Genomic DNA, 19,122 nt, shown 5'->3' on the forward strand with positions numbered 1-19,122 from the left:
GGAGCGTCCTCGTAGCGGAGCTACTAGGACGTTTCGGCAACGCGGCGAGCGTGCGTGCCAGGCGGCGGGCGCCCGGCCGGGGATGTGACACAGGCTCTCAGCTCAGCGCGTGGCCCGTGGTGGCGTCCACGTGGTCGGGGATCTCGTCGTGGCGGTCGCCGACTGTGAGGGTGCCGGTGGGCTCGAACATCAGGATCGAGGCGCCGGACGGGGCGCTCGGCTTGTGCTCGGTGCCGCGCGGGACCGTGAAGACGGAGCCCCGGGGGAGGACGACGGTGCGCTCGCCGGACGTCTCCCGGAGCGCGATGTGCAGTTCGCCCTCCACCACCAGGAAGAACTCGTCCGTGTGGTCGTGGGTGTGCCAGAGGTGCTCGCCCTCGACCTTGGCGACGCGTACGTCGTAGTCGTTGACGGCGGTGACGATGCGGGGACTCCACAGGTCGTCGAAGGAGGCGAGGGCCTCGGCCAGGGAGACGGGTTCGGGGCTTGTGGAGGTGGGTCCGGGGCTCTTGGAGGTGGGTTCGGTGGTCATGCCGTCATCCTCGGCGGTGGTCCGGCGCCCGTACGAGTGCTAGAAATCGCATATGCCGCAAGGATCCTCTCAGCGGACGGGCCCGCACCGGGTCGTCCTGATCGTCGACGAGAACTCCAACCCCTTCGAGATGAGCTGCGCCATCGAGGTCTTCGGACTGCGGCGGCCCGAACTCGGCCGTGAGCTGTACGACTTCACGCTCTGCGCGGCGGATGAGCTGACCCGGATGCGGGACGGGTTCTTCACGCTCACCGGGGTCGCCGGGCTGGCGGCGGCCGAGGACGCGGACACGCTGATCGTGCCGAACCGCCCCGACACCGACGCCCCGCGCTCCCGCGAGGTCCTGGACACCGTCCGCCGGGCGCACGCGCGAGGCGCACGGCTGATCGGCTTCTGCTCCGGCGCGTTCACCATCGCCGAGGCGGGGCTGCTCGACGGGCGACGCGCGGCCTGTCACTGGATGTGGGCCGAGTCCTTCCGGTCCCGCTTCCCCCGGGTCCGCCTGGAGCCCGACGTCCTCTTCGTCGACGACGGCGACATCCTCACCGCGTCCGGCAGCGCCTCGGCACTCGACCTCGGCCTGCACGTCGTACGGCGGGACCACGGCGCCGAGATCGCCAACGCGGTCTCGCGCAGGCTCGTGTTCGCGGCCCATCGCGACGGCGGACAGCGGCAGTTCGTGGAACGGCCCGTACCCGACGTACCGGACGAGTCCCTCGCGCCGCTGCTGGCGTGGGCCCAGGAGCGGATCGGCGAACCACTCACCGTCGTGGACCTGGCGGAGCGCGCGGCGGTCTCCCCCGCCACCCTGCACCGCCGCTTCCGCGCCCAGCTCGGCACGACCCCGCTGGCCTGGCTCACCGGGGAGCGGGTCGCGCTGGCCTGCCGGCTGATCGAGCGCGGCGAGGAGCGGCTCGACGTGGTCGCCGCCCGCAGCGGTCTCGGCAGCGCCGCGAACCTGCGGGCGCGGCTGCGGCGGGAGACGGGACTCAGCCCGTCGGCCTATCGGCGGCGTTTCGGACCGGCTGCCGGGGAAGGGCTCGCCGTATGAGATTCCTGGTACGCGACCGGCTCCTCGGCTTCGGCGACGACTACTGGATCGAGAACGACCACGGCGACAAGGTCTTCCTCGTCGACGGCAAGGCCATGCGGCTGCGCGACACCTTCGAGCTGAAGGACACGCACGGGCGGGTCCTCATCGACATCCACCAGAAGATGTTCGCGCTGCGCGACACGATGATCATCGAGCGGGACGGTGACCCGCTCGCGACCATCAAGCGCAAGCGGCTCTCCCTGCTGCGCAACCACTACCGCGTGTGCCTGGTCGACGGCACCGAACTCGACGTCAGCGGCAAGATCCTGGACCGCGAGTTCGCCGTCGACTACGACGGTGAACTCCTCGCCCAGATCTCCCGCCGCTGGCTGCACGTCCGGGAGACGTACGGCGTCGACGTCGTACGCGACGACGCGGACCCGGCGCTGCTGATCGCGGTGGCGGTGTGTGTGATCCACCTGGCGGAGAAGGAGCGCGGGGAGGACTGACGGGCTCGGCCCCAGGTCAGCGGCGGGGCGTCGCCAGCCCCAGCAGCCGGTCCTTCAGTGCCGGGAACTGTTCCCTGGTCTCGGCGACCTTCCCGGGGTCGAACTCGACCGTGAGGATCTCCTCGTCACCGCCCGCCTCCGCGAGGACCTCGCCCCAGGGGTCGACCACGATCGAGTGCCCGGCCTGGGGAACTCCCGCGTGCGTACCGGCCGTTCCACAGGCGAGCACGAACGCCTGGTTCTCCACGGCCCGCGCCTGTGCCAGCAGCGTCCAGTGGGAGCGGCGCCGCTCGGGCCAGCCCGCCGAGAGGACGAGGGTCTCGGCGCCCGCGTCGACGAGCCCGCGGAAGAGCTCGGGGAAGCGCAGGTCGTAGCAGGTGGCGATGCCAAGGGTGGTCTCTGGCAGCGCGACGGTCACCAGGTCCGTGCCCGCGCCCATCAGCACGGCCTCGCCCTTGTCGAAGCCGAAGCGATGGATCTTGCGGTACGCGGCGGCGAGTTCACCGGCGGGCGAGAAGACGAGCGAGGTGTTGTAGAGGGGGCCCTCGGGGTCCCGCTCGGGGATCGAGCCCGCGTGCAGCCAGACGCCCGCGTCGCTCGCCACCTTCGCCATCAACTCGTGGGTGGGCCCGTCGAGCGGCTCGGCCTCCGCGGCGAACGCCTCGTAGGCGAACGCGCCGGTCGTCCACAGCTCGGGCAGGACGACGAGATCGACTCCGCCCTGTTCGCGTACGTGGTCCCGCACCAGAGCCGCCACGCGCTGCCTGCGGGAATCGACCGATTCACCCTCGTCTACGGCGATCTGGATGAGAGAGGCGCGCACACTACCACCGTCCTGGCATTCGAGCCGTCCATACAGGCCTACGATCGTCACACCAAAGCACTGCCGGGGTGCCTCACAGCAGCGTAACTTAGCGTTTCAAGACACCCGCTGCCCGTGCACTGCCCGCGTACCAACCGCCCGAGGGGTCCCGTTCCGTGAGTCTGCATCCCAGCCTTCAGTCCTACGCCGACGCCTGGACCCACTCGATCGAAGCGATAACCGAGCTGGTCACGCCGCTGGTCGAGGGTGAGTGGAACCGGCGGACGCCCTGCCCCGGCTGGTCGGTGCGCGACATCGTCTCCCATGTCATCGGTCTCGACTGCGAGATGCTCGGCGACCCGCGCCCCATCCACACGCTCCCGCGCGACCTCTACCACGTGACGAACGAGCACCAGCGGTACATGGAGATGCAGGTCGACGTCCGCCGCCATCACACGGCGCCGGAGATGACGTCGGAGCTGGAGTACACGGTCATCCGCCGCAACCGCCAGCTGCGCAACGAGTCGCGGCTGCCGGACAAGAAGGTGCGCGGCCCGCTCGGCAGCGAGTGGACCCTCGAAGAGGCCATGCGGGAGCGGGCGTTCGACGTGTGGGTGCACGAGCAGGACCTGCGTGCGGCGCTGGGCCGCCCGGGCAACCTCGACTCGCCGGGTGCGTACATCGCCCGCGACGAGCTGCTGGCCGCGCTGGCCGGGGTGGTCGCCAAGGACGCCGGTGCGCCCGCGAATTCGGCGGTCGTCTTCGACGTCCACGGTCCCGTCGAGTTCCTCCGCACGGTCCGCGTCGACGCGGAGGGCAACGGCTCGGTCGACGGCGCCCCCTCCCTCGGCCCGGCCGCCACCCTCACCCTCGACTGGGAGACCTACGTCCGCCTCGCCTGCGGCCGCGTCTCCCCCGACGCCGTCGCGGACCGCATCAAGACGGAGGGCGACCCGGATCTGGCGGGCGCGATCCTGCGGAACTTCGCGGTGACCAAGTAGGCAGCCTGCGGCGGCACGGGTGGGCGCAGGCGGCATCTCGTAGGCGCCGATTCGCGCACCCCGCCCGCTCCGCACCGCCCCCGGGCGCCTACGCCGGCACGTGCACCGTCTCCACCCGACTGGCGACGAGCCGCTCCCGCTCCCGCCGAGCCGCCTGCCCGCGCAACCGGAAGATCTGACTCAGCCCCACCGCCTGAAGAACGAACACCGCGGCGAAGGCGATCCGGTAGTTGTCACCGGTGGCGTCCAGCAGCACCCCGATCGCCAGCAACGTGGTCATGGAGGCCACGAAGCCCCCCATGTTGGTGATCCCGGACGCCGTCCCCTGCCGCTCCGGCGGATTGGCGGGCCGCGCGAAGTCGAACCCGATCATGGACGCGGGCCCGCACGCCCCGAGCACCGTGCACAGCACGACGAGCACCCACATCGGCGCGTGCTCCCCGGGGTACACCAGCACGCCGGCCCAGACGACGGCGGTCGCGGCCACCGTGCCGAGCGCCAGCGGAAGCCGCGCCGCGTGATGCCGGGCCACGACCTGCCCGTAGACCAGTCCCACCAGCATGTTGGACAGGACGACGAGCGTCAGCAGTTCACCGGCCGTGGCCCGCGAGAGCCCCTGCGCCTCGACGAGGAACGGCATCCCCCACAGCAGCAGGAACACCATCGCCGGGAACTGTGTCGTGAAGTGCACCCACAGGCCCAGCCGGGTGCCGGGCTCCCGCCAGGACGCGAGGATCTGCCGGCGGACGTACGCGGCACCCCGGTGCGGGAACGGCTCGGGCTCGTGGCCCTCGGGGTGGTCCTTCAGGAACAGCAGCAGGAGTACGAGGACCACCACGCCGGCGGCCGCGCTGCCCGCGAAGGCCGCCGTCCAGCCCACGCCGTGCAGCAGCCGGGCGATGACGAGCGTCGAGACGAGGTTGCCCGCCATGCCCGCGAGACCGGCGAACTGCGCGACCATCGGGCCGCGTCGGGCGGGGAACCACCGGGTGCCGAGCCGCAGCACGCTGATGAAGGTCATCGCGTCGCCGCAGCCGAGCAGCGCGCGCGACGCCAGCGCCATGCCGTACGAGGCGGAGAAGGCGAAGCCCAGCTGCCCCGCCGTGAACAGCACGACGCCGATGGTCAGCACCCTCTTGGTGCCGAGCCGGTCGACCAGCAGGCCGACGGGTATCTGCATGCCCGCGTACACGAGCAGTTGAAGGATCGAGAAGGTGGAGAGCGCGGAGGCGCCCACGTGGAAGCGGTCCACCGCGTCGAGTCCGGCCACGCCCAGTGACGTACGGAAGATGACGGCGACGAAGTAGACGGAGACGCCGATGCCCCAGACGGCGACGGCCCGGCGGCCGCCGGGCGGATCGCCGGGGAGGGCGACGGACCCCCCGGAACTCTTCGGGAAGCTCATCGGACCTCGCCCCGGGCCAGGTTGGAGAACCAGCTGACGTGCCGGTGGATGATGCCGACAACCGCCTCCGCGTCGCCGGAGCGCAGCGCTTCGAGGATCTCCTCGTGCTCGGTGAGCGTCTTGGTGATCCGGTCGGGGTGGGCGTGCATGACGGCGACGCCCATCCTCAGCTGCCGGTCGCGCAGTTGGTCGTAGAGCCGCGAGAGGATCTCGTTGCCTCCGCTGCGGACGATCTCGGCGTGGAAGCAGCGGTCGGTGACGGCGGCGCCGGCCAGGTCCCCGGCGGCGGCCTGCTCCTTCTGCTTCGCCAGCAGCTCCTCGAGCCGGGCGATCAGCTGCGGGGCGGCGGGGACGGCCTTGCGCGCCGCGTGCTCCTCGACCAGCTGCCGGGTCTCGACCACGTCCGCGATCTCCTGGGCGGAGACGGGCAGGACGAGTGCGCCCTTCTTCGGGTAGAGCTTGATCAGCCCCTCGACCTCCAGCTTGAGCAGCGCCTCGCGGACCGGGGTGCGCGAGACCCCGACCGCCTCGGCCAGCTCGCCCTCGGTGAGCAGTGTCCCGCCCTCGTAGCGGCGCTCCAGGACACCCTGCTTGACGTGCGCGTAGACGCGCTCGGCGGCGGGGGGCTGCTTCACGGCGGGAACAACAGCACCGGCGGGACCGGCAGATCCCGTCGACTCGGCGGAGACTTCACCCTCGGCGGGCGCGGAAGACACGGGGGCGACGGCAGGCATGCGCACAGCATAGATACAACACGTACGCATGGCAGCACCCGTCCAATATCCGGACTTCACGGAGGTCGCAACGGACCCCATGCGCCTCTTCTCCCCCTCCCTTCAATCCCTTCAACTCGGACCCCGCCCACGAACCGCACAACCATTCGTGCTACTTACGTGTCAGAGGAGAAGCGGCATCCCCATGTGGCCGCACTCTTGGGGCATTTAACGTATTCGGGGTACTCGACTTGATAACTGGCATGCAGGGTGTGCGCCTCCGTAGAGCTGCCGCCACCGTCATCACCACGGGCGCGCTGATCGCGGCCGGAACCCTCGGCGCGACTCCCGCGACCGCCGTCACCAAGCCCACGATCGCCGCTGTCGGCGGCTACGCCATGAACAACGGCACGGGCACCACGCTCTACACCAAGGCCGCGGACACCAAGCGGTCGACCGGCTCCACCACCAAGATCATGACCGCCAAGGTGGTCCTGGCCCAGTCGAACCTGAACCTCGACGCCAAGGTCACGATCCAGAAGGCCTACAGCGACTACGTGGTCGCCAACAACGCCTCGCAGGCCCACCTGATCGTCGGCGACAAGGTCACCGTCCGCCAGCTCCTGTACGGGTTGATGCTGCCGTCCGGCTGCGACGCCGCGTACGCGCTGGCCGACAAGTACGGCTCGGGCACCACGCGTGCCGCGCGCGTGAAGTCGTTCATCGGCAAGATGAACACCGCCGCGACGAGCCTCGGCCTGCACAACACGCACTTCGACTCGTTCGACGGCATCGGCAACGGCGCCAACTACTCGACGCCGCGCGACCTGACGAAGATCGCCAGCAGCGCGATGAAGAACTCGACGTTCCGCACGGTCGTGAAGACCAAGGCGTACCAGGCGAAGACGGTCACCAAGACCGGCAGCATCCGCACGATGGACACGTGGAAGAACACCAACGGGCTGCTCAGCAGCTACAGCGGTGCGATCGGCGTGAAGACCGGCTCCGGCCCCGAGGCCAAGTACTGCCTCGTCTTCGCCGCCACCCGGGGCGGCAAGACGGTCATCGGCACCGTCCTCGCCTCCACGTCCATCCCGGCCCGCGAGTCGGACGCCACCAAGATCATGAACTACGGCTTCGCCCTGTAGGTCACGCACACGGGGAAGGGGGCCGACCGCTCGTCGCGGTCGGCCCCCTTCTGCCGTTCGTGCGGGACCGCGAAAGTCCCTGGGCCCGGTCGCCCGTCGACAGGTCCCTAGGCCGGGTCGCCCGTCGAGACGAAGAGCTGGATGTCCGGCATGTTCTTCGGGTCCTCATCGGTTCCGCCGATGGGCAGTTGCGCCATGACGGTGCCTTCGCCGTACGTGTTCTCGTCCTGGTGCTTGATCGTCCACGTCCAGCCCGCTGCCCGCATGCAGGCCTTCACCGAGTCGATGTTCTTGAAGGTGAAGTCCGGGACCTCGATCTTGTCCGGGTCGTTGTACGACTCGACCGGGTCGGTGCACTTGGCCGTCTCGATGGTCTTCGTCGTGTCCGGCCCCCGGTGCCCCGACGCCTGCGAGGACGAGGCGCTGGAGCTGGAACTCGCGCTGTTGCCGCCCTTGTCGTCGTCGCTGCCGCCGTTCAGGGTGAGGGCGGTGATCAGGCCGCCGATGGCGACGACGGCGACCAGGATGGAGCCGATGATGACCGGCTTGTTGCTCTTGCCACTGCCGGAGCCGCCCGATCCGCTCGAGTGCGGGGTCGTGGGCTGCGGTGTGAGGTTGTACGGCGGCGGGGTCGACGCGCCCTGCTGGGGGGCGTACGCGGAGGTCTGCGCCGGGGGCTGGTAGCCGCCCTGCTGCGGGTAGCCGTACGACGGGGCCGGAGTGGCGGGCGGCGGGGTCGGGGTGCCGTACGGGCCCGGCTGGTACGGCGTCTGCACCTGGCCCATGGGGCCCGGCGCCGTCTGGTCGACGGGCGGGAACACGGCGGAGCCGACGCCCGCACCGCTCGCCGTCGGGGCGCCCGGCACGATGCTCGGCGCGGCGGCCTGGAAGGACTGGGCCACCCGCAGGCACTCGTCGCGCATCGCCTCGGCGTTGGGGAAACGCTCGTTCGGGTTCTTCTTCAGCGCACGGGCGACCAGCGCGTCCACCGCCGGCGGCAGGGACCTGTTGATCGAGGAGGGAGCCACCGGCTCCTCCTGGACGTGCGCGTACGCGATCGCCAGCGGCGAGTCCGCCTCGAACGGCAGCCGCCCGGTGACCAGTTGGAACAGCATGATGCCGACCGAGTAGAGGTCGGAGCGGGCGTCCACGCCCCGGCCGAGCGCCTGCTCGGGGGAGAGGTACTGCGGGGTGCCGACGACCATGCCGGTCTGCGTCATCGACGTGACCCCGGACTGCATGGCGCGGGCGATGCCGAAGTCCATCACCTTGACGACGTTGCGCTTCGTCATCATCACGTTGCCCGGCTTGATGTCCCGGTGGACCAGGCCCATCTCGTGGCTGATCTCCAGCGCGGCCAGCACGTCCGCGGTGATCTTCAGCGCCTTGTCGGCGGGCATGGCGCCGTACTGCTGGATGTCCGCGTCGAGCACCGAGCCGAGCGGATTGCCCTCGATGTACTCCATGACGATGTACGGCGTCGTCATGCCGTCGAGATCGTCCTCGCCGGTGTCGAAGACCGAGACGATGTTCGTGTGCGTGAGTTTCGCCACGGACTGAGCCTCGCGGCGGAACCGCTCGCGGAAGGCCTGCTCCCGCCCGAGCTCGGTGTGCAGCGTCTTGATCGCGACCTGCCGGTCGAGCACCGAGTCGTACGCGAGGTGCACCGAGGCCATGCCGCCCTCGCCGAGCAGATCACGCAGCTGGTAGCGGCCGCCGGCGACCGCACGCCCCGCGTACCGGCCCTGTGCGCCGTCCTGGCTCATCTTCTGCGTCCCCCATCGGCGCGGCGGCCGCGGCTGGTTGCTCCCGCGTCCCGTATCTCCATGATCAACGGCCCATTGTCCGTGATCCATTGGCTTATTCCGGCCCAAGTCTGCCGTAGGCCACTGACACGTCAAGCTCGGTGCCCGTTCCGTGACCGTCTGAGAAAGAAGCGTCGCGGAAGCGTTACAGGTGGCGTACGGCCGGTACACAGAATTTGCACGACAGGCCCCGCTCCGGGTTTGATGGCCGGTCCTTCTCGATTCCAACCCGGACCGGCGCCTTGCACAGAGCCTGTAGCGTGGCCCGACGGAGACCGTAACAACCACCGCGCAGACCGCGGGCAGAAACGACGGCGAGGACTGATGGCACAGCAGCAGCGCGCTCAGGGCCCGTCCGACCCCGAGGCGACTGGCGGCGGTATGTCAGATGCGCCGGAGATGTGGGGTAACGGCGGACTGGTCGGGGACGGCCGGTATCGGCTCACCCACAGACTCGGCCGGGGCGGCATGGCCGAGGTGTTCGCGGCCGAGGACGTACGCCTCGGACGCACCGTCGCGGTCAAGCTGCTCCGCTCCGACCTCGCCGAGGACCCGGTCTCCAAGGCCCGCTTCACGCGCGAGGCCCAGTCGGTGGCCGGACTCAACCACCACGCGGTCGTCGCGGTGTACGACTCCGGCGAGGACGCGGTCGGCCACGGAGTCGTGCCGTACATCGTGATGGAGCTCGTCGAGGGCCGCACGATCCGCGACCTGCTGCTCAACGCCGAGGCCCCCGGGCCCGAGCAGGCACTGATCATCGTCTCCGGGGTCCTCGAGGCGCTCGCCTACTCCCACCAGCACGGCATCGTGCACCGCGACATCAAGCCCGCGAACGTGATCATCACGCAGACCGGCGCGGTCAAGGTGATGGACTTCGGCATCGCGCGCGCCCTGCACGGCGCGCAGTCCACGATGACGCAGACCGGCATGGTCATGGGCACGCCGCAGTACCTCTCCCCGGAGCAGGCGCTCGGCAAGGCCGTCGACCACCGCTCCGACCTGTACGCGACCGGCTGCCTGCTCTACGAACTGCTCGCGCTGCGGCCCCCGTTCACCGGTGAGACACCGTTGTCGGTGGTCTACCAGCACGTCCAGGACATGCCGGTACCGCCGTCCCAGACCTCGGACGGCGTGTCCCCGCCGGAGCTCGACGGCCTTGTCATGCGCTCGCTGGCCAAGGAGCCGGACGATCGCTTCCAGACCGCCGAGGAGATGCGCGGCCTCGTCCAGTACGGGCTGCAGATGCTGTACGACCAGGGCGGCCACACCGGCACCTGGAACACCGGGCCCGTGACCATGCACGAGGGCCGGCACACTCCGGCGGCGGGCTTCGCGGGCACCACCGTGCTGCCGCACCCCGGCGACTCGGGCACCTCGCAGATCCCGCAGCAGATCCTGCCCGCCGGGTACGGCGGCGGGGACGACGGCGGCTTCGAGGGGCACGGCAACAAGGGCGGCGGCCGCGGCAAGCTGTGGATCCTCGCGGTCCTCGCGGTGATCGCCATCACGGCGGGCGTCGCGTTCGCGCTCAACAAGGCCGGCAATGACGGCAGCGGCGGCACCGACACGACGCCGACGCCGACCACCTCGCACTCCACCAAGGACAAGGACTCCAGCGCGTCTCCGAGCGACGAGCCGAGCGACGACTCCACGGACACCGGGACCGGCACGGGCAACAACTCCGGCAGCTGGTCGCCGTCCTCCACCCCCTCCCAGAGCTACAGCGACGAGCCCTCGACGGAGCCCACGACGCCGTCGAGCGAGCCGACGAAGTCGACGCCGACCACCAAGGAGCCGACGGAGGACCCGACGCCCTCGGAGGACCCGGTGACGCCGCCGTCGGACCCGGCGGACGGCGGCACCGCCGACGGTGGCACCACGACCGGTGTAGGCGGCGGCTGATCGCGTCGGCTCACTGAGCGAAGCAGCGAAAATGGGGTCCACGCGCGCGTGGACCCCGTTTTCGTGGGCTCACCCGACGATCTCTCGTCGGCTCACCCCGCGAACGCCTCCCGCACCGCCGCGTACTCCCGTGTCCACCACACCACCAGCGCCGAGGCCGCGGGGAACTGCGGATCGGCGCGGGTGTCGCCGCGCTCGTAGTGCCAGCGCAGTATCCAGAAGTCGTTGAGGCGCTCCCACCAGACGCGGTGCACGGCCGCCGCGAGTTCGGCGGGGCCCGCGCCCGCGGTACGCCGGTAGGCGCGCGCGTAGGCCCGTACCTTCGCCAGATCGAGCGTCCCGACGGGGCGGACGAAGAAGATCACGGCGGCGCGGACGGCCTCCTCCGCGCGGGGCTGCACGCCGAGCCGGTCCCAGTCGACGATCGCGGCCGGCTCGCCGTCGCGGTAGAGCAGGTTGAACGGGTGGAAGTCGCCGTGCACCCAGCCCTCCGAGCCGCCCTGCGGGGGCCGCCGGTCCGCGTGCCGTTCCAGGAGGGCGCGCCGCTCCAGGAGCCGGTGGCCGGCCAGCTCGTCGAAGGCGTCGCAGGGGCGGTGGCGGCGCACCCGGGCGAGCAGGTCGTCGATGAGCGCGAAGGTGTCGGCGGGGTCGGCGCCGTCGGACCGATGCGCGGGCGCACGCCCTGGCTCGGGCGCGCGCCCCTGCGCCGGCATGACGCGCTCCAAGCTGGCGTGCACGACGCCCAGGAGCGCCCCCAGCCGGGTGCACTGCGCCGTCGTGAGCTGGCCGCCGTGCCGGTGCCGGCCGTCGATCCAGGGGTGCAGGGCGTAGGCGTGGCCCCCGACGACGGCGACCGTGCGCCCGTCGGTGCCGGTCAGCGGCGGGGCGACGGGAACGCCGAGGTCGGCGAGGCGCTGGGTGGCCCGGTGCTGGTGGGCGATGGCGGCGGGGTCGGCGGTCTCGGGGTCGAAGTGGTGCTTGAGGAAGTACCGGCCGCGGGTCGTGGCGACCCGGTAGCCGCGGTTCAGCAGTCCCTGGTCGACGGGTTCACAGGTCAGCGCGGACCCGGCGGCGTACTGCCGCAGCAGGGCGCCCAGCGGGGGCGTGTGCGACACAGGGGGTGGTACGAGGCGCACGGGGAGTCGTACATGGGGCACGGACGGTGGTACAGATGAGCGCGGCACGCGCCAGATGGTAGGGCACCTGGCCCCGGGTCGATTACGGACGGTGCGTGTACCGGTGCTCCAGGCCACTGTCCGTGGAGTGCACGGTGGCGAACTCCGGTTCGATGCTCAGGTAGACCGGGTCGAAGGGCTCGCCGTCCACGCGGTGCGGGGCAGGGCCGAACCGGTCGAGCTCGTCCGCGGTCGGCTCGTGAGCCCCGCAGCGGCCCACGATCTGCACGGTCCACAGTCCCTCGCCGGACCGGACGGCACTCAGGTTGTCGGCGCCGTACGCGACGACGCTGCCGGCGCACGCCTGGTGGTAGCCCAGGCCCTTGTGCATGCGCAGCAGGAGGCGGCCGTCCACGGTGATGTGGCGGGCGAACGCGAGGAAGGGCAGCGCGCGCATGCTGGTGGCGACCCGTCCGTAGTCGGTACGCGCGAGCAGTTCCACGGCGAGCTGTTCGTCGGTCGGCATGCCACCAATGTCCGGCACCGGGAAGGGCGGGAAGAAGAGGATCCCGCCCCGAGCGCCCGGGACGTAAGTCCCGAATATTTCAGCGGCGCTGTTTCTCCGCCTGCATGCGGGCCACATAGGCGGCCGCCTGGGAACGGCGCTCCATTCCCAGTTTGGAAAGCAGACTCGATACGTAGTTCTTGATCGTCTTCTCGGCGAGATGCAGCCGCTCGCCGATCACACGGTTGGTGAGACCCTCGCCGATCAGATCCAGGATCCTGCGCTCCTGGTCGGTGAGGTGGGCGAGCCTGTCGTCCTCCTTGGAGCCCCCGCCGTCGCGCAGCCGCTCCAGCACCCGCGCGGTGGCCACCGGGTCCAGCAGGGACTTCCCGGCGGCGACGTCACGGACCGCCGAAAGCAGTTCGCCGCCGCGGATCGCCTTCAGGACATAGCCCGAGGCACCCGCCATGATCGCGTCGAAGAGGGCCTCGTCGTCGGCGAACGAGGTCAGCATCAGGCACTTGATGTTCTCGTCCCGGGAGCGGATCTCGCGGCACACCTCGACGCCGCTGCCGTCCGGGAGCCGTACGTCCAGCACGGCCACGTCGGGGCGGGTGGCCGGAATCCGCACCATCGCGTCGGCCGCCGTACCGGCCTCGCCGACCACCTCGATGTCGTCCTCCACCGAGAGCAGCTCATGGACGCCGCGACGGACGACCTCATGGTCGTCGAGGAGAAATACGGTGATTTTTCCATCTTCGGGCACGAGGTCAGTCTCACACAGGACCGCATGACCCGCTCAAAGTGAACTCTTCCCGTGCCCGGGGTGGCCGGGATAACGTGCCGGTGTTCCGGCCCCCTGCAAGGCTGTAACCAGTGCTGTGACCAGCAACTGTTCCGAACCTGCGCGATGTACTTGGAATCCCTAGTAAAAGTACTTGGAAATCCAAGCAAAAACGCAGGTCAGGAGGGGTTTCACAGAATTGTGGAGCACTGGGTAACGTGAAGGTTGCAGGGCGCTCGCCGGGGCACCTGTCACGCCTGTTCCCGGCCGAGTGCACCCACCCCGTGCACGGGTATCGGGACCAGGCGAGCCGCACTGGCCTACCGGCAACCCCGGGGGCCGGACCGACGGAGGAGCACACGTGACCGTGGAGAGCACTGCCGCGCGCAAGCCGCGACGCAGCGCCGGTACGAAGAGCGCCGGAAGCACCGCTGCCAAGCGCACCGGTGCCAAGAAGTCACCGAGCACGCCGGGCAGCGAGCCCGAACTCGTTCAGCTGCTGACCCCGGAGGGCGAGCGGGTCGCGGACGCCACGTACGACCCGTACGTCGCCGACATCACCCCCGAGGAGCTGCGCGGGCTGTACCGGGACATGGTCCTGACCCGCCGCTTCGACGCCGAGGCCACCTCCCTGCAGCGCCAGGGCGAGCTGGGCCTGTGGGCGTCGCTGCTCGGCCAGGAGGCCGCCCAGATCGGCTCCGGCCGCGCCACCCGCGAGGACGACTACGTCTTCCCGACCTACCGCGAGCACGGCGTCGCCTGGTGCCGCGGGGTCGACCCGACCAACCTGCTCGGCATGTTCCGCGGTGTGAACAACGGCGGCTGGGACCCGAACACCAACAACTTCCACCTGTACACGATCGTCATCGGCTCGCAGACGCTGCACGCCACCGGCTACGCCATGGGCATCGCCAAGGACGGCGCGGACTCGGCCGTCATCGCGTACTTCGGGGACGGCGCCTCCAGCCAGGGCGACGTCGCCGAATCGTTCACCTTCTCCGCGGTCTACAACGCCCCCGTGGTGTTCTTCTGCCAGAACAACCAGTGGGCCATCTCCGAGCCGACCGAGAAGCAGACCCGCGTCCCGCTCTACCAGCGCGCGCAGGGCTACGGCTTCCCGGGCGTCCGCGTCGACGGCAACGACGTCCTCGCCTGCCTCGCCGTCACCAAGTGGGCCCTTGAGCGGGCCCGCCGCGGCGAGGGCCCCACACTGATCGAGGCGTTCACCTACCGCATGGGCGCGCACACCACCTCCGACGACCCGACCAAGTACCGGGCCGACGAGGAGCGCGAGTCGTGGGAGGCGAAGGACCCGATCCTGCGCCTGCGCACCTACCTCGAGGCCGCACACCACGCGGACGAGGGATTCTTCGCGGAACTCGAAGCCGAGAGCGAGGCGTTGGGCAAACGAGTGCGTGAAGTGGTGCGTGCCATGCCGGACCCGGACCACTTCGCCATCTTCGAGAACGCGTACGCGGACGGCCACGCGCTCGTCGACGAGGAGCGCGCCCAGTTCGCCGCCTACCAGGCGTCGTTCGTAGCCGAAGGGGAGGGCGAGTAGCGATGGCTGCAGAAAAGATGGCGCTGGCCAAGGCGATCAACGAGTCGCTGCGCACGGCCCTCGACGCCGACCCCAAGGTCCTGATCATGGGCGAGGACGTCGGCAAGCTCGGCGGTGTCTTCCGGGTCACCGACGGCCTCCAGAAGGACTTCGGCGAGGACCGGGTCATCGACACCCCGCTCGCCGAGTCGGGCATCGTCGGCACCGCGATCGGCCTCGCCCTGCGCGGCTACCGCCCGGTGGTGGAGATCCAGTTCGACGGCTTCGTCTTCCCGGCGTACGACCAGATCGTCACGCAGCTCGCGAAGATGCACGCGCGGGCGCTCGGCAAGATCAAGCTTCCCGTCGTCATCCGCATTCCGTACGGCGGCGGCATCGGCGCGGTCGAGCACCACTCGGAGTCCCCGGAAGCGCTCTTCGCGCACGTCGCCGGCCTCAAGGTGGTCTCCCCCTCCAACTCCTCCGACGCGTACTGGATGATGCAGCAGGCCATCCAGAGCAACGACCCGGTGATCTTCTTCGAGCCGAAGCGGCGCTACTGGGACAAGTCCGAGGTCAACACCGAGGCCATCCCCGGCCCGCTGCACACCGCGCGTGTGCTGCGCGAGGGCACCGACCTGACGCTCGCCGCGTACGGCCCGATGGTGAAGGTCTGCCTGGAGGCCGCCGCGGCCGCCCAGGAGGAGGGCAAGTCGCTGGAGGTCCTGGACCTGCGCTCGATGTCCCCCATCGACTTCGACTCCGTCCAGGCCTCGGTGGAGAAGACCCGCCGCCTGGTCGTGGTGCACGAGGCCCCGGTCTTCCTCGGTACGGGCGCGGAGATCGCCGCCCGCATCACGGAGCGGTGCTTCTACCACCTGGAGGCGCCCGTGCTGCGGGTCGGCGGCTATCACGCCCCGTACCCGCCGGCGCGCCTGGAGGAGGAGTACCTTCCGGGCCTGGACCGGGTGCTCGACGCCGTCGACCGCTCGCTTGCGTACTGAGGAGAGGGTCGTGACGACGATGACTGAGAACGCGTCGGGGCTCCGCGAGTTCAAGATGCCCGACGTGGGCGAGGGACTCACCGAGGCGGAGATCCTCAAGTGGTACGTCCAGCCCGGTGACACCGTGACGGACGGGCAGGTGGTGTGCGAGGTCGAGACGGCCAAGGCCGCCGTCGAACTGCCGATCCCGTACAACGGGGTCGTGCACGAGCTGCGCTTCCCCGAGGGCAGCACGGTCGACGTGGGCACGTCGATCATCGCGGTGAACGTGGGCGGGGGCACGGTGGCTCCGGCTGCTCCTGTTGCCGAAACTCCCGCTGCCGAGGCGCCGGTTCAGGCTCCGGTGCAGGAGGCTCCCGCCGAGGAGACCAAGCCGCAGGGCCGCACGCCGGTGCTCGTGGGGTACGGGGTCGCCGAGTCCTCCACCAAGCGCCGGCCCCGCAAGGGCGCCGAGATTCCCGCGCAGGAGGCTCCGGCCGCGATCCAGGGCGAACTGAACCTCAACGGGCACGGCGCGAGGACGGCCGAGCGCCCGCTGGCGAAGCCCCCGGTGCGCAAGCTCGCCAAGGACCTGGGCGTCGACCTGGCGTCCGTCGTCGCCTCGGGCCCCGACGGGATCATCACGCGCGAGGACGTCCACGCGGCGGCCGCACCGGCGGCGCCCGTGGCACCCGCAGCTCCCTCGGCTCCCGAGCCGGTGGCGGCCCAGCCAGCCGTGGCCGCTCCGGCCCCGGCGGTCGCGTACGACGCGGCGCGCGAGACCCGTGTCCCGGTCAAGGGCGTCCGCAAGATGACCGCCCAGGCCATGGTCGGCTCGGCGTTCACCGCGCCGCACGTCACCGAGTTCGTGACGATCGACGTGACGCGCACGATGAAGCTCGTCGAGGAGCTGAAGCAGGACAAGGAGTTGCAGGGGCTGCGGGTGAACCCGCTGCTGCTCATCGCCAAGGCCCTGCTGGTCGCCATCAAGCGCAACCCGGACGTCAACGCGTCCTGGGACGAGGCCAACCAGGAAATCGTGCTCAAGCACTACGTGAACCTGGGCATCGCCGCGGCCACCCCGCGCGGCCTGATCGTCCCGAACATCAAGGACGCGCACGAGAAGACGCTGCCGCAGCTGGCGCAGGCGCTCGGCGAGCTGGTGTCGACGGCCCGCGAGGGGAAGACCTCCCCCGCCGCGATGCAGGGCGGCACGGTCACGATCACCAACGTCGGCGTCTTCGGCGTCGACACGGGCACGCCGATCATCAACCCCGGCGAGTCCGCGATCCTCGCGGTCGGCGCGATCAAGCTCCAGCCGTGGGTCCACAAGGGCAAGGTGAAGCCGCGTCAGGTGACCACGCTGGCGCTGAGCTTCGACCACCGCCTGGTCGACGGCGAGCTGGGCTCCAAGGTCCTCGCCGACGTGGCGGCGATCCTGGAGCAGCCCAAGCGGCTGATCACCTGGGCCTGACCGCCCGCGCGCACCTGTCACATGGGTGGGGCCCGGCACTTGTCGTGCCGGGCCCCACCCATACGTACTGCCGCTACGGGCCTACAAGTAGGGCCCACCCGAGCGGCCACCCGCGCGCGGGTCGTCGCCGTGCTCGTCGCCGACACCCGGCGGCAGAGCGCGGCGCATCTGCTCCAACTGGGCCCGGGCCGCCATCTGCTGGGCGAACAGGGTCGTCTGGATCCCGTGGAAGAGTCCCTCCAGCCAGCCCACCAACTGGGCCTGCGCGATGCGCAGTTCCGCGTCACTGGGGATTTGGTCGTCCGTGAAGGGCAGGGAGAGCCGCTCCAGCTCCTCGACGAGATCGGGGGCCAGGCCGTCCTCCAGCTCCTTCACCGAGCTGGCGTGGATCTCCTTGAGCCGGACCCGGCTCGCCTCGTCCAGAGGAGCCACGCGGACCTCCTCCAGCAACTGCTTGATCATGCTTCCGATCCGCATGACCTTCGCCGGCTGCTCCACCATCTCTGTCACCGGAACCTCGCGGGAGTCCTCGTCGCCTCCGCCACCGATGGCCATTCCGTCCTGGCCCACGACCAGGATCTGGGGGTTCTCCGGCGACCGTTCGTTCCTCGGCATCTCCATGCAGCCATTCTCTCGCACGCATACTCCACACCACGGTGGTGCCCCCTCCGGAGCCTGATCCACCGTTCACGATCCGGCTGCTTGAGCCCGTACGGCCTCACGGTCGGCCCCCGACCTGTGGCGGCTCGGTCGCGGCGGCCCGCGCGAACCGCAGCAGCCGGGCCTCGCAGTGGTCGAGCCAGCGGACCTCGGCCTCCGCGCGGAAGATCAGCCGCTCGACGACGAGCAGCGCGGCCACCTCGTCACGGTGCTCCGGCGCCCGGGCCAGCGCGCCCGCCCTCAGCCGGGTGTACGTGCGCATCGCCTCCGTCAGATGGCGGCGCTGGACCTCCACCACCGTGCGGATGTCGATGCCGGGCGCGCCGACCGCCATCGCCAGCTTGACGGCCAGTTCGTCGCGCGGCGGACTGGTGCGCTCGACGGGGCGCCCGAACCAGGCCCGCAGCTCGGTGCGGCCCGCCTCCGTCAGCGCGTACAGGGTGTGTCCTGCCTGGTCCGCACCCTGCCGGGTGACCAGGCCGTCGCGTTCCAGGCGGCCGAGGGTCGTGTAGACCTGGCCGATGTTCAGCGACCAGGTGGATCCGGTGCGCGACTCGAACTCGCTCCGCAGCCGTGCACCGTAGCGGGGGCCACGCTCCAGGAGCGCCAGCAGACCGTGCCGTATCGACATACCCGGTATCTGTAGCGGGTGGCCCGGGGGCGCGCCAAGGGGCGCGGGGGAGCAGTCGGGATGCCGGACGCGGGACGCCGTGTGAGGCTGGTTCCGCCGATCTTGGCGAACCGTCCGGCAGGCGAACCGTCCGGTACCGGCACACCGTCCTCGCGCCTCCGCACCGGGAGGGGGTCATCGGCATGACTCCATGGCTCCGCACGCTGCGTGTGGCCGGACTGCTGCTGGTCCTGGCCACCGGCGCCGTCCCCACCGCGTACGCCGCCGAGCCCGCCCCCGCCGTCTCCCGGGCCGGCAGCCTCGCGGGCGAGGGCCGCGAACGGCCCGGCCGCGAGGACCCCGCGGCGCAGGAGGACGACGGCGAGGCCGAGATCGAGGGCCAGGACCCCCGATCGGACGCCACCGTCGTTCCCGAACCGTCCCGGAACGCCGCGATCCCCGTCCGGCAGAGCGTTCTGCCCGCCGCGCCCGCCGAGGAAGCCGTCCTGCGGATCGTGCCCCTCGGCAGCGGACTGATCCTCGTCGGCCTGGGCCTCGGCCTCGCCTTCCTCGCCCTGCGCGTCCGGCGCGGCTGAGACCG

Annotated in this window: 19 protein-coding genes; 9 read left to right on the top strand and 10 right to left on the bottom strand. The window is 70.6% G+C overall.

From position 1 onward, the window contains the following. Positions 1-97: 97 nt before the first annotated feature. Positions 98-532, bottom strand: a complete 435-nt coding sequence (locus tag AB5J56_RS22325) for a cupin domain-containing protein (protein ID WP_369234536.1) — start codon at positions 530-532, stop codon at positions 98-100. A gap of 52 nt (positions 533-584) precedes the next feature. On the opposite strand from AB5J56_RS22325, the gene AB5J56_RS22330 reads away from it, so the two are divergent. Both AB5J56_RS22330 and AB5J56_RS22335 read left to right on the top strand, forming a co-directional pair. After that, positions 585-1,583, top strand: a complete 999-nt coding sequence (locus tag AB5J56_RS22330; RefSeq protein ID WP_369234537.1) for a GlxA family transcriptional regulator — start codon at positions 585-587, stop codon at positions 1,581-1,583. Continuing rightward, complete coding sequence (locus tag AB5J56_RS22335) at positions 1,580-2,074, top strand: LURP-one-related/scramblase family protein (protein WP_369234538.1); 495 nt, start codon at positions 1,580-1,582, stop codon at positions 2,072-2,074. Before AB5J56_RS22330 ends, AB5J56_RS22335 begins: the two co-directional genes overlap by 4 nt. A gap of 16 nt (positions 2,075-2,090) precedes the next feature. Here AB5J56_RS22335 and AB5J56_RS22340 read toward each other — a convergent pair whose 3' ends face one another. Next, the gene (locus tag AB5J56_RS22340; protein ID WP_369234539.1) at positions 2,091-2,897 is read right to left on the bottom strand and encodes a carbon-nitrogen family hydrolase; all 807 of its coding nucleotides are present in this window, start codon (positions 2,895-2,897) and stop codon (positions 2,091-2,093) included. A 155-nt stretch (positions 2,898-3,052) separates the two neighbouring features. Between AB5J56_RS22340 and AB5J56_RS22345 the strand changes: the two genes are divergently transcribed. Beyond that, a complete protein-coding gene (locus tag AB5J56_RS22345; protein ID WP_369234540.1) occupies positions 3,053-3,877 on the top strand; it encodes a maleylpyruvate isomerase family mycothiol-dependent enzyme in 825 nt (274 codons plus the stop codon). Between the two features lie 88 nt (positions 3,878-3,965). Here the strand turns inward: AB5J56_RS22345 and AB5J56_RS22350 are convergent, their stop codons facing one another. Both AB5J56_RS22350 and AB5J56_RS22355 read right to left on the bottom strand, forming a co-directional pair. After that, complete coding sequence (locus AB5J56_RS22350; protein ID WP_369234541.1) at positions 3,966-5,282, bottom strand: nitrate/nitrite transporter; 1,317 nt, start codon at positions 5,280-5,282, stop codon at positions 3,966-3,968. Beyond that, complete coding sequence (locus tag AB5J56_RS22355) at positions 5,279-6,016, bottom strand: GntR family transcriptional regulator (RefSeq protein ID WP_369234542.1); 738 nt, start codon at positions 6,014-6,016, stop codon at positions 5,279-5,281. Before AB5J56_RS22355 ends, AB5J56_RS22350 begins: the two co-directional genes overlap by 4 nt. Before the next feature lie 242 nt (positions 6,017-6,258). On the opposite strand from AB5J56_RS22355, the gene AB5J56_RS22360 reads away from it, so the two are divergent. Next, on the top strand, positions 6,259-7,143 hold the full coding sequence (locus AB5J56_RS22360) for a D-alanyl-D-alanine carboxypeptidase family protein (RefSeq protein WP_369234543.1): 885 nt from the start codon (positions 6,259-6,261) through the stop codon (positions 7,141-7,143). A 107-nt stretch (positions 7,144-7,250) separates the two neighbouring features. Here AB5J56_RS22360 and AB5J56_RS22365 read toward each other — a convergent pair whose 3' ends face one another. Continuing rightward, entirely contained in the window at positions 7,251-8,909 is a 1,659-nt protein-coding gene (locus tag AB5J56_RS22365; RefSeq protein ID WP_369234544.1) for a protein kinase, read from the bottom strand. Positions 8,910-9,272: 363 nt separating this feature from the next. Here AB5J56_RS22365 and AB5J56_RS22370 point away from each other — a divergent pair, with 363 nt between their 5' ends. Beyond that, positions 9,273-10,850 carry a protein kinase gene (locus AB5J56_RS22370; protein ID WP_369234545.1) on the top strand — a complete coding sequence of 526 codons (1,578 nt, stop codon included), beginning with the start codon at positions 9,273-9,275 and terminating at the stop codon, positions 10,848-10,850. 92 nt (positions 10,851-10,942) lie between these two features. Here AB5J56_RS22370 and AB5J56_RS22375 read toward each other — a convergent pair whose 3' ends face one another. From AB5J56_RS22375 to AB5J56_RS22385, 3 genes are all read right to left on the bottom strand, one after another. Continuing rightward, positions 10,943-11,965 carry a phosphotransferase gene (locus tag AB5J56_RS22375; RefSeq protein ID WP_369242701.1) on the bottom strand — a complete coding sequence of 341 codons (1,023 nt, stop codon included), beginning with the start codon at positions 11,963-11,965 and terminating at the stop codon, positions 10,943-10,945. A 103-nt stretch (positions 11,966-12,068) separates the two neighbouring features. After that, a complete protein-coding gene (locus AB5J56_RS22380; RefSeq protein WP_369234546.1) occupies positions 12,069-12,491 on the bottom strand; it encodes a pyridoxamine 5'-phosphate oxidase family protein in 423 nt (140 codons plus the stop codon). 79 nt (positions 12,492-12,570) lie between these two features. Next, a complete protein-coding gene (locus tag AB5J56_RS22385; RefSeq protein WP_369234547.1) occupies positions 12,571-13,236 on the bottom strand; it encodes a response regulator in 666 nt (221 codons plus the stop codon). A gap of 379 nt (positions 13,237-13,615) precedes the next feature. Here AB5J56_RS22385 and pdhA point away from each other — a divergent pair, with 379 nt between their 5' ends. From pdhA to AB5J56_RS22400, 3 genes are read left to right on the top strand one after another with little or no spacing between them, the layout of a single operon-like run. Continuing rightward, complete coding sequence (pdhA, locus tag AB5J56_RS22390) at positions 13,616-14,815, top strand: pyruvate dehydrogenase (acetyl-transferring) E1 component subunit alpha (protein ID WP_369234548.1); 1,200 nt, start codon at positions 13,616-13,618, stop codon at positions 14,813-14,815. A gap of 2 nt (positions 14,816-14,817) precedes the next feature. Then, on the top strand, positions 14,818-15,798 hold the full coding sequence (locus tag AB5J56_RS22395) for an alpha-ketoacid dehydrogenase subunit beta (RefSeq protein WP_369234549.1): 981 nt from the start codon (positions 14,818-14,820) through the stop codon (positions 15,796-15,798). A 10-nt stretch (positions 15,799-15,808) separates the two neighbouring features. Then, positions 15,809-17,251, top strand: a complete 1,443-nt coding sequence (locus tag AB5J56_RS22400) for a dihydrolipoamide acetyltransferase family protein (RefSeq protein ID WP_369234550.1) — start codon at positions 15,809-15,811, stop codon at positions 17,249-17,251. 81 nt (positions 17,252-17,332) lie between these two features. Here the strand turns inward: AB5J56_RS22400 and AB5J56_RS22405 are convergent, their stop codons facing one another. Continuing rightward, on the bottom strand, positions 17,333-17,872 hold the full coding sequence (locus AB5J56_RS22405) for a bacterial proteasome activator family protein (RefSeq protein WP_369234551.1): 540 nt from the start codon (positions 17,870-17,872) through the stop codon (positions 17,333-17,335). Between the two features lie 97 nt (positions 17,873-17,969). Beyond that, on the bottom strand, positions 17,970-18,542 hold the full coding sequence (locus AB5J56_RS22410; RefSeq protein WP_369234552.1) for a PadR family transcriptional regulator: 573 nt from the start codon (positions 18,540-18,542) through the stop codon (positions 17,970-17,972). A 182-nt stretch (positions 18,543-18,724) separates the two neighbouring features. Here AB5J56_RS22410 and AB5J56_RS22415 point away from each other — a divergent pair, with 182 nt between their 5' ends. Next, positions 18,725-19,117, top strand: a complete 393-nt coding sequence (locus AB5J56_RS22415; RefSeq protein WP_369234553.1) for a hypothetical protein — start codon at positions 18,725-18,727, stop codon at positions 19,115-19,117. The last annotated feature ends 5 nt before the right edge of the window (positions 19,118-19,122 follow it).

Origin of the sequence: Streptomyces sp. R21 (assembly GCF_041051975.1) — a bacterium.
In the GTDB taxonomy this organism is placed as follows: Bacteria; Actinomycetota; Actinomycetes; order Streptomycetales; family Streptomycetaceae; genus Streptomyces.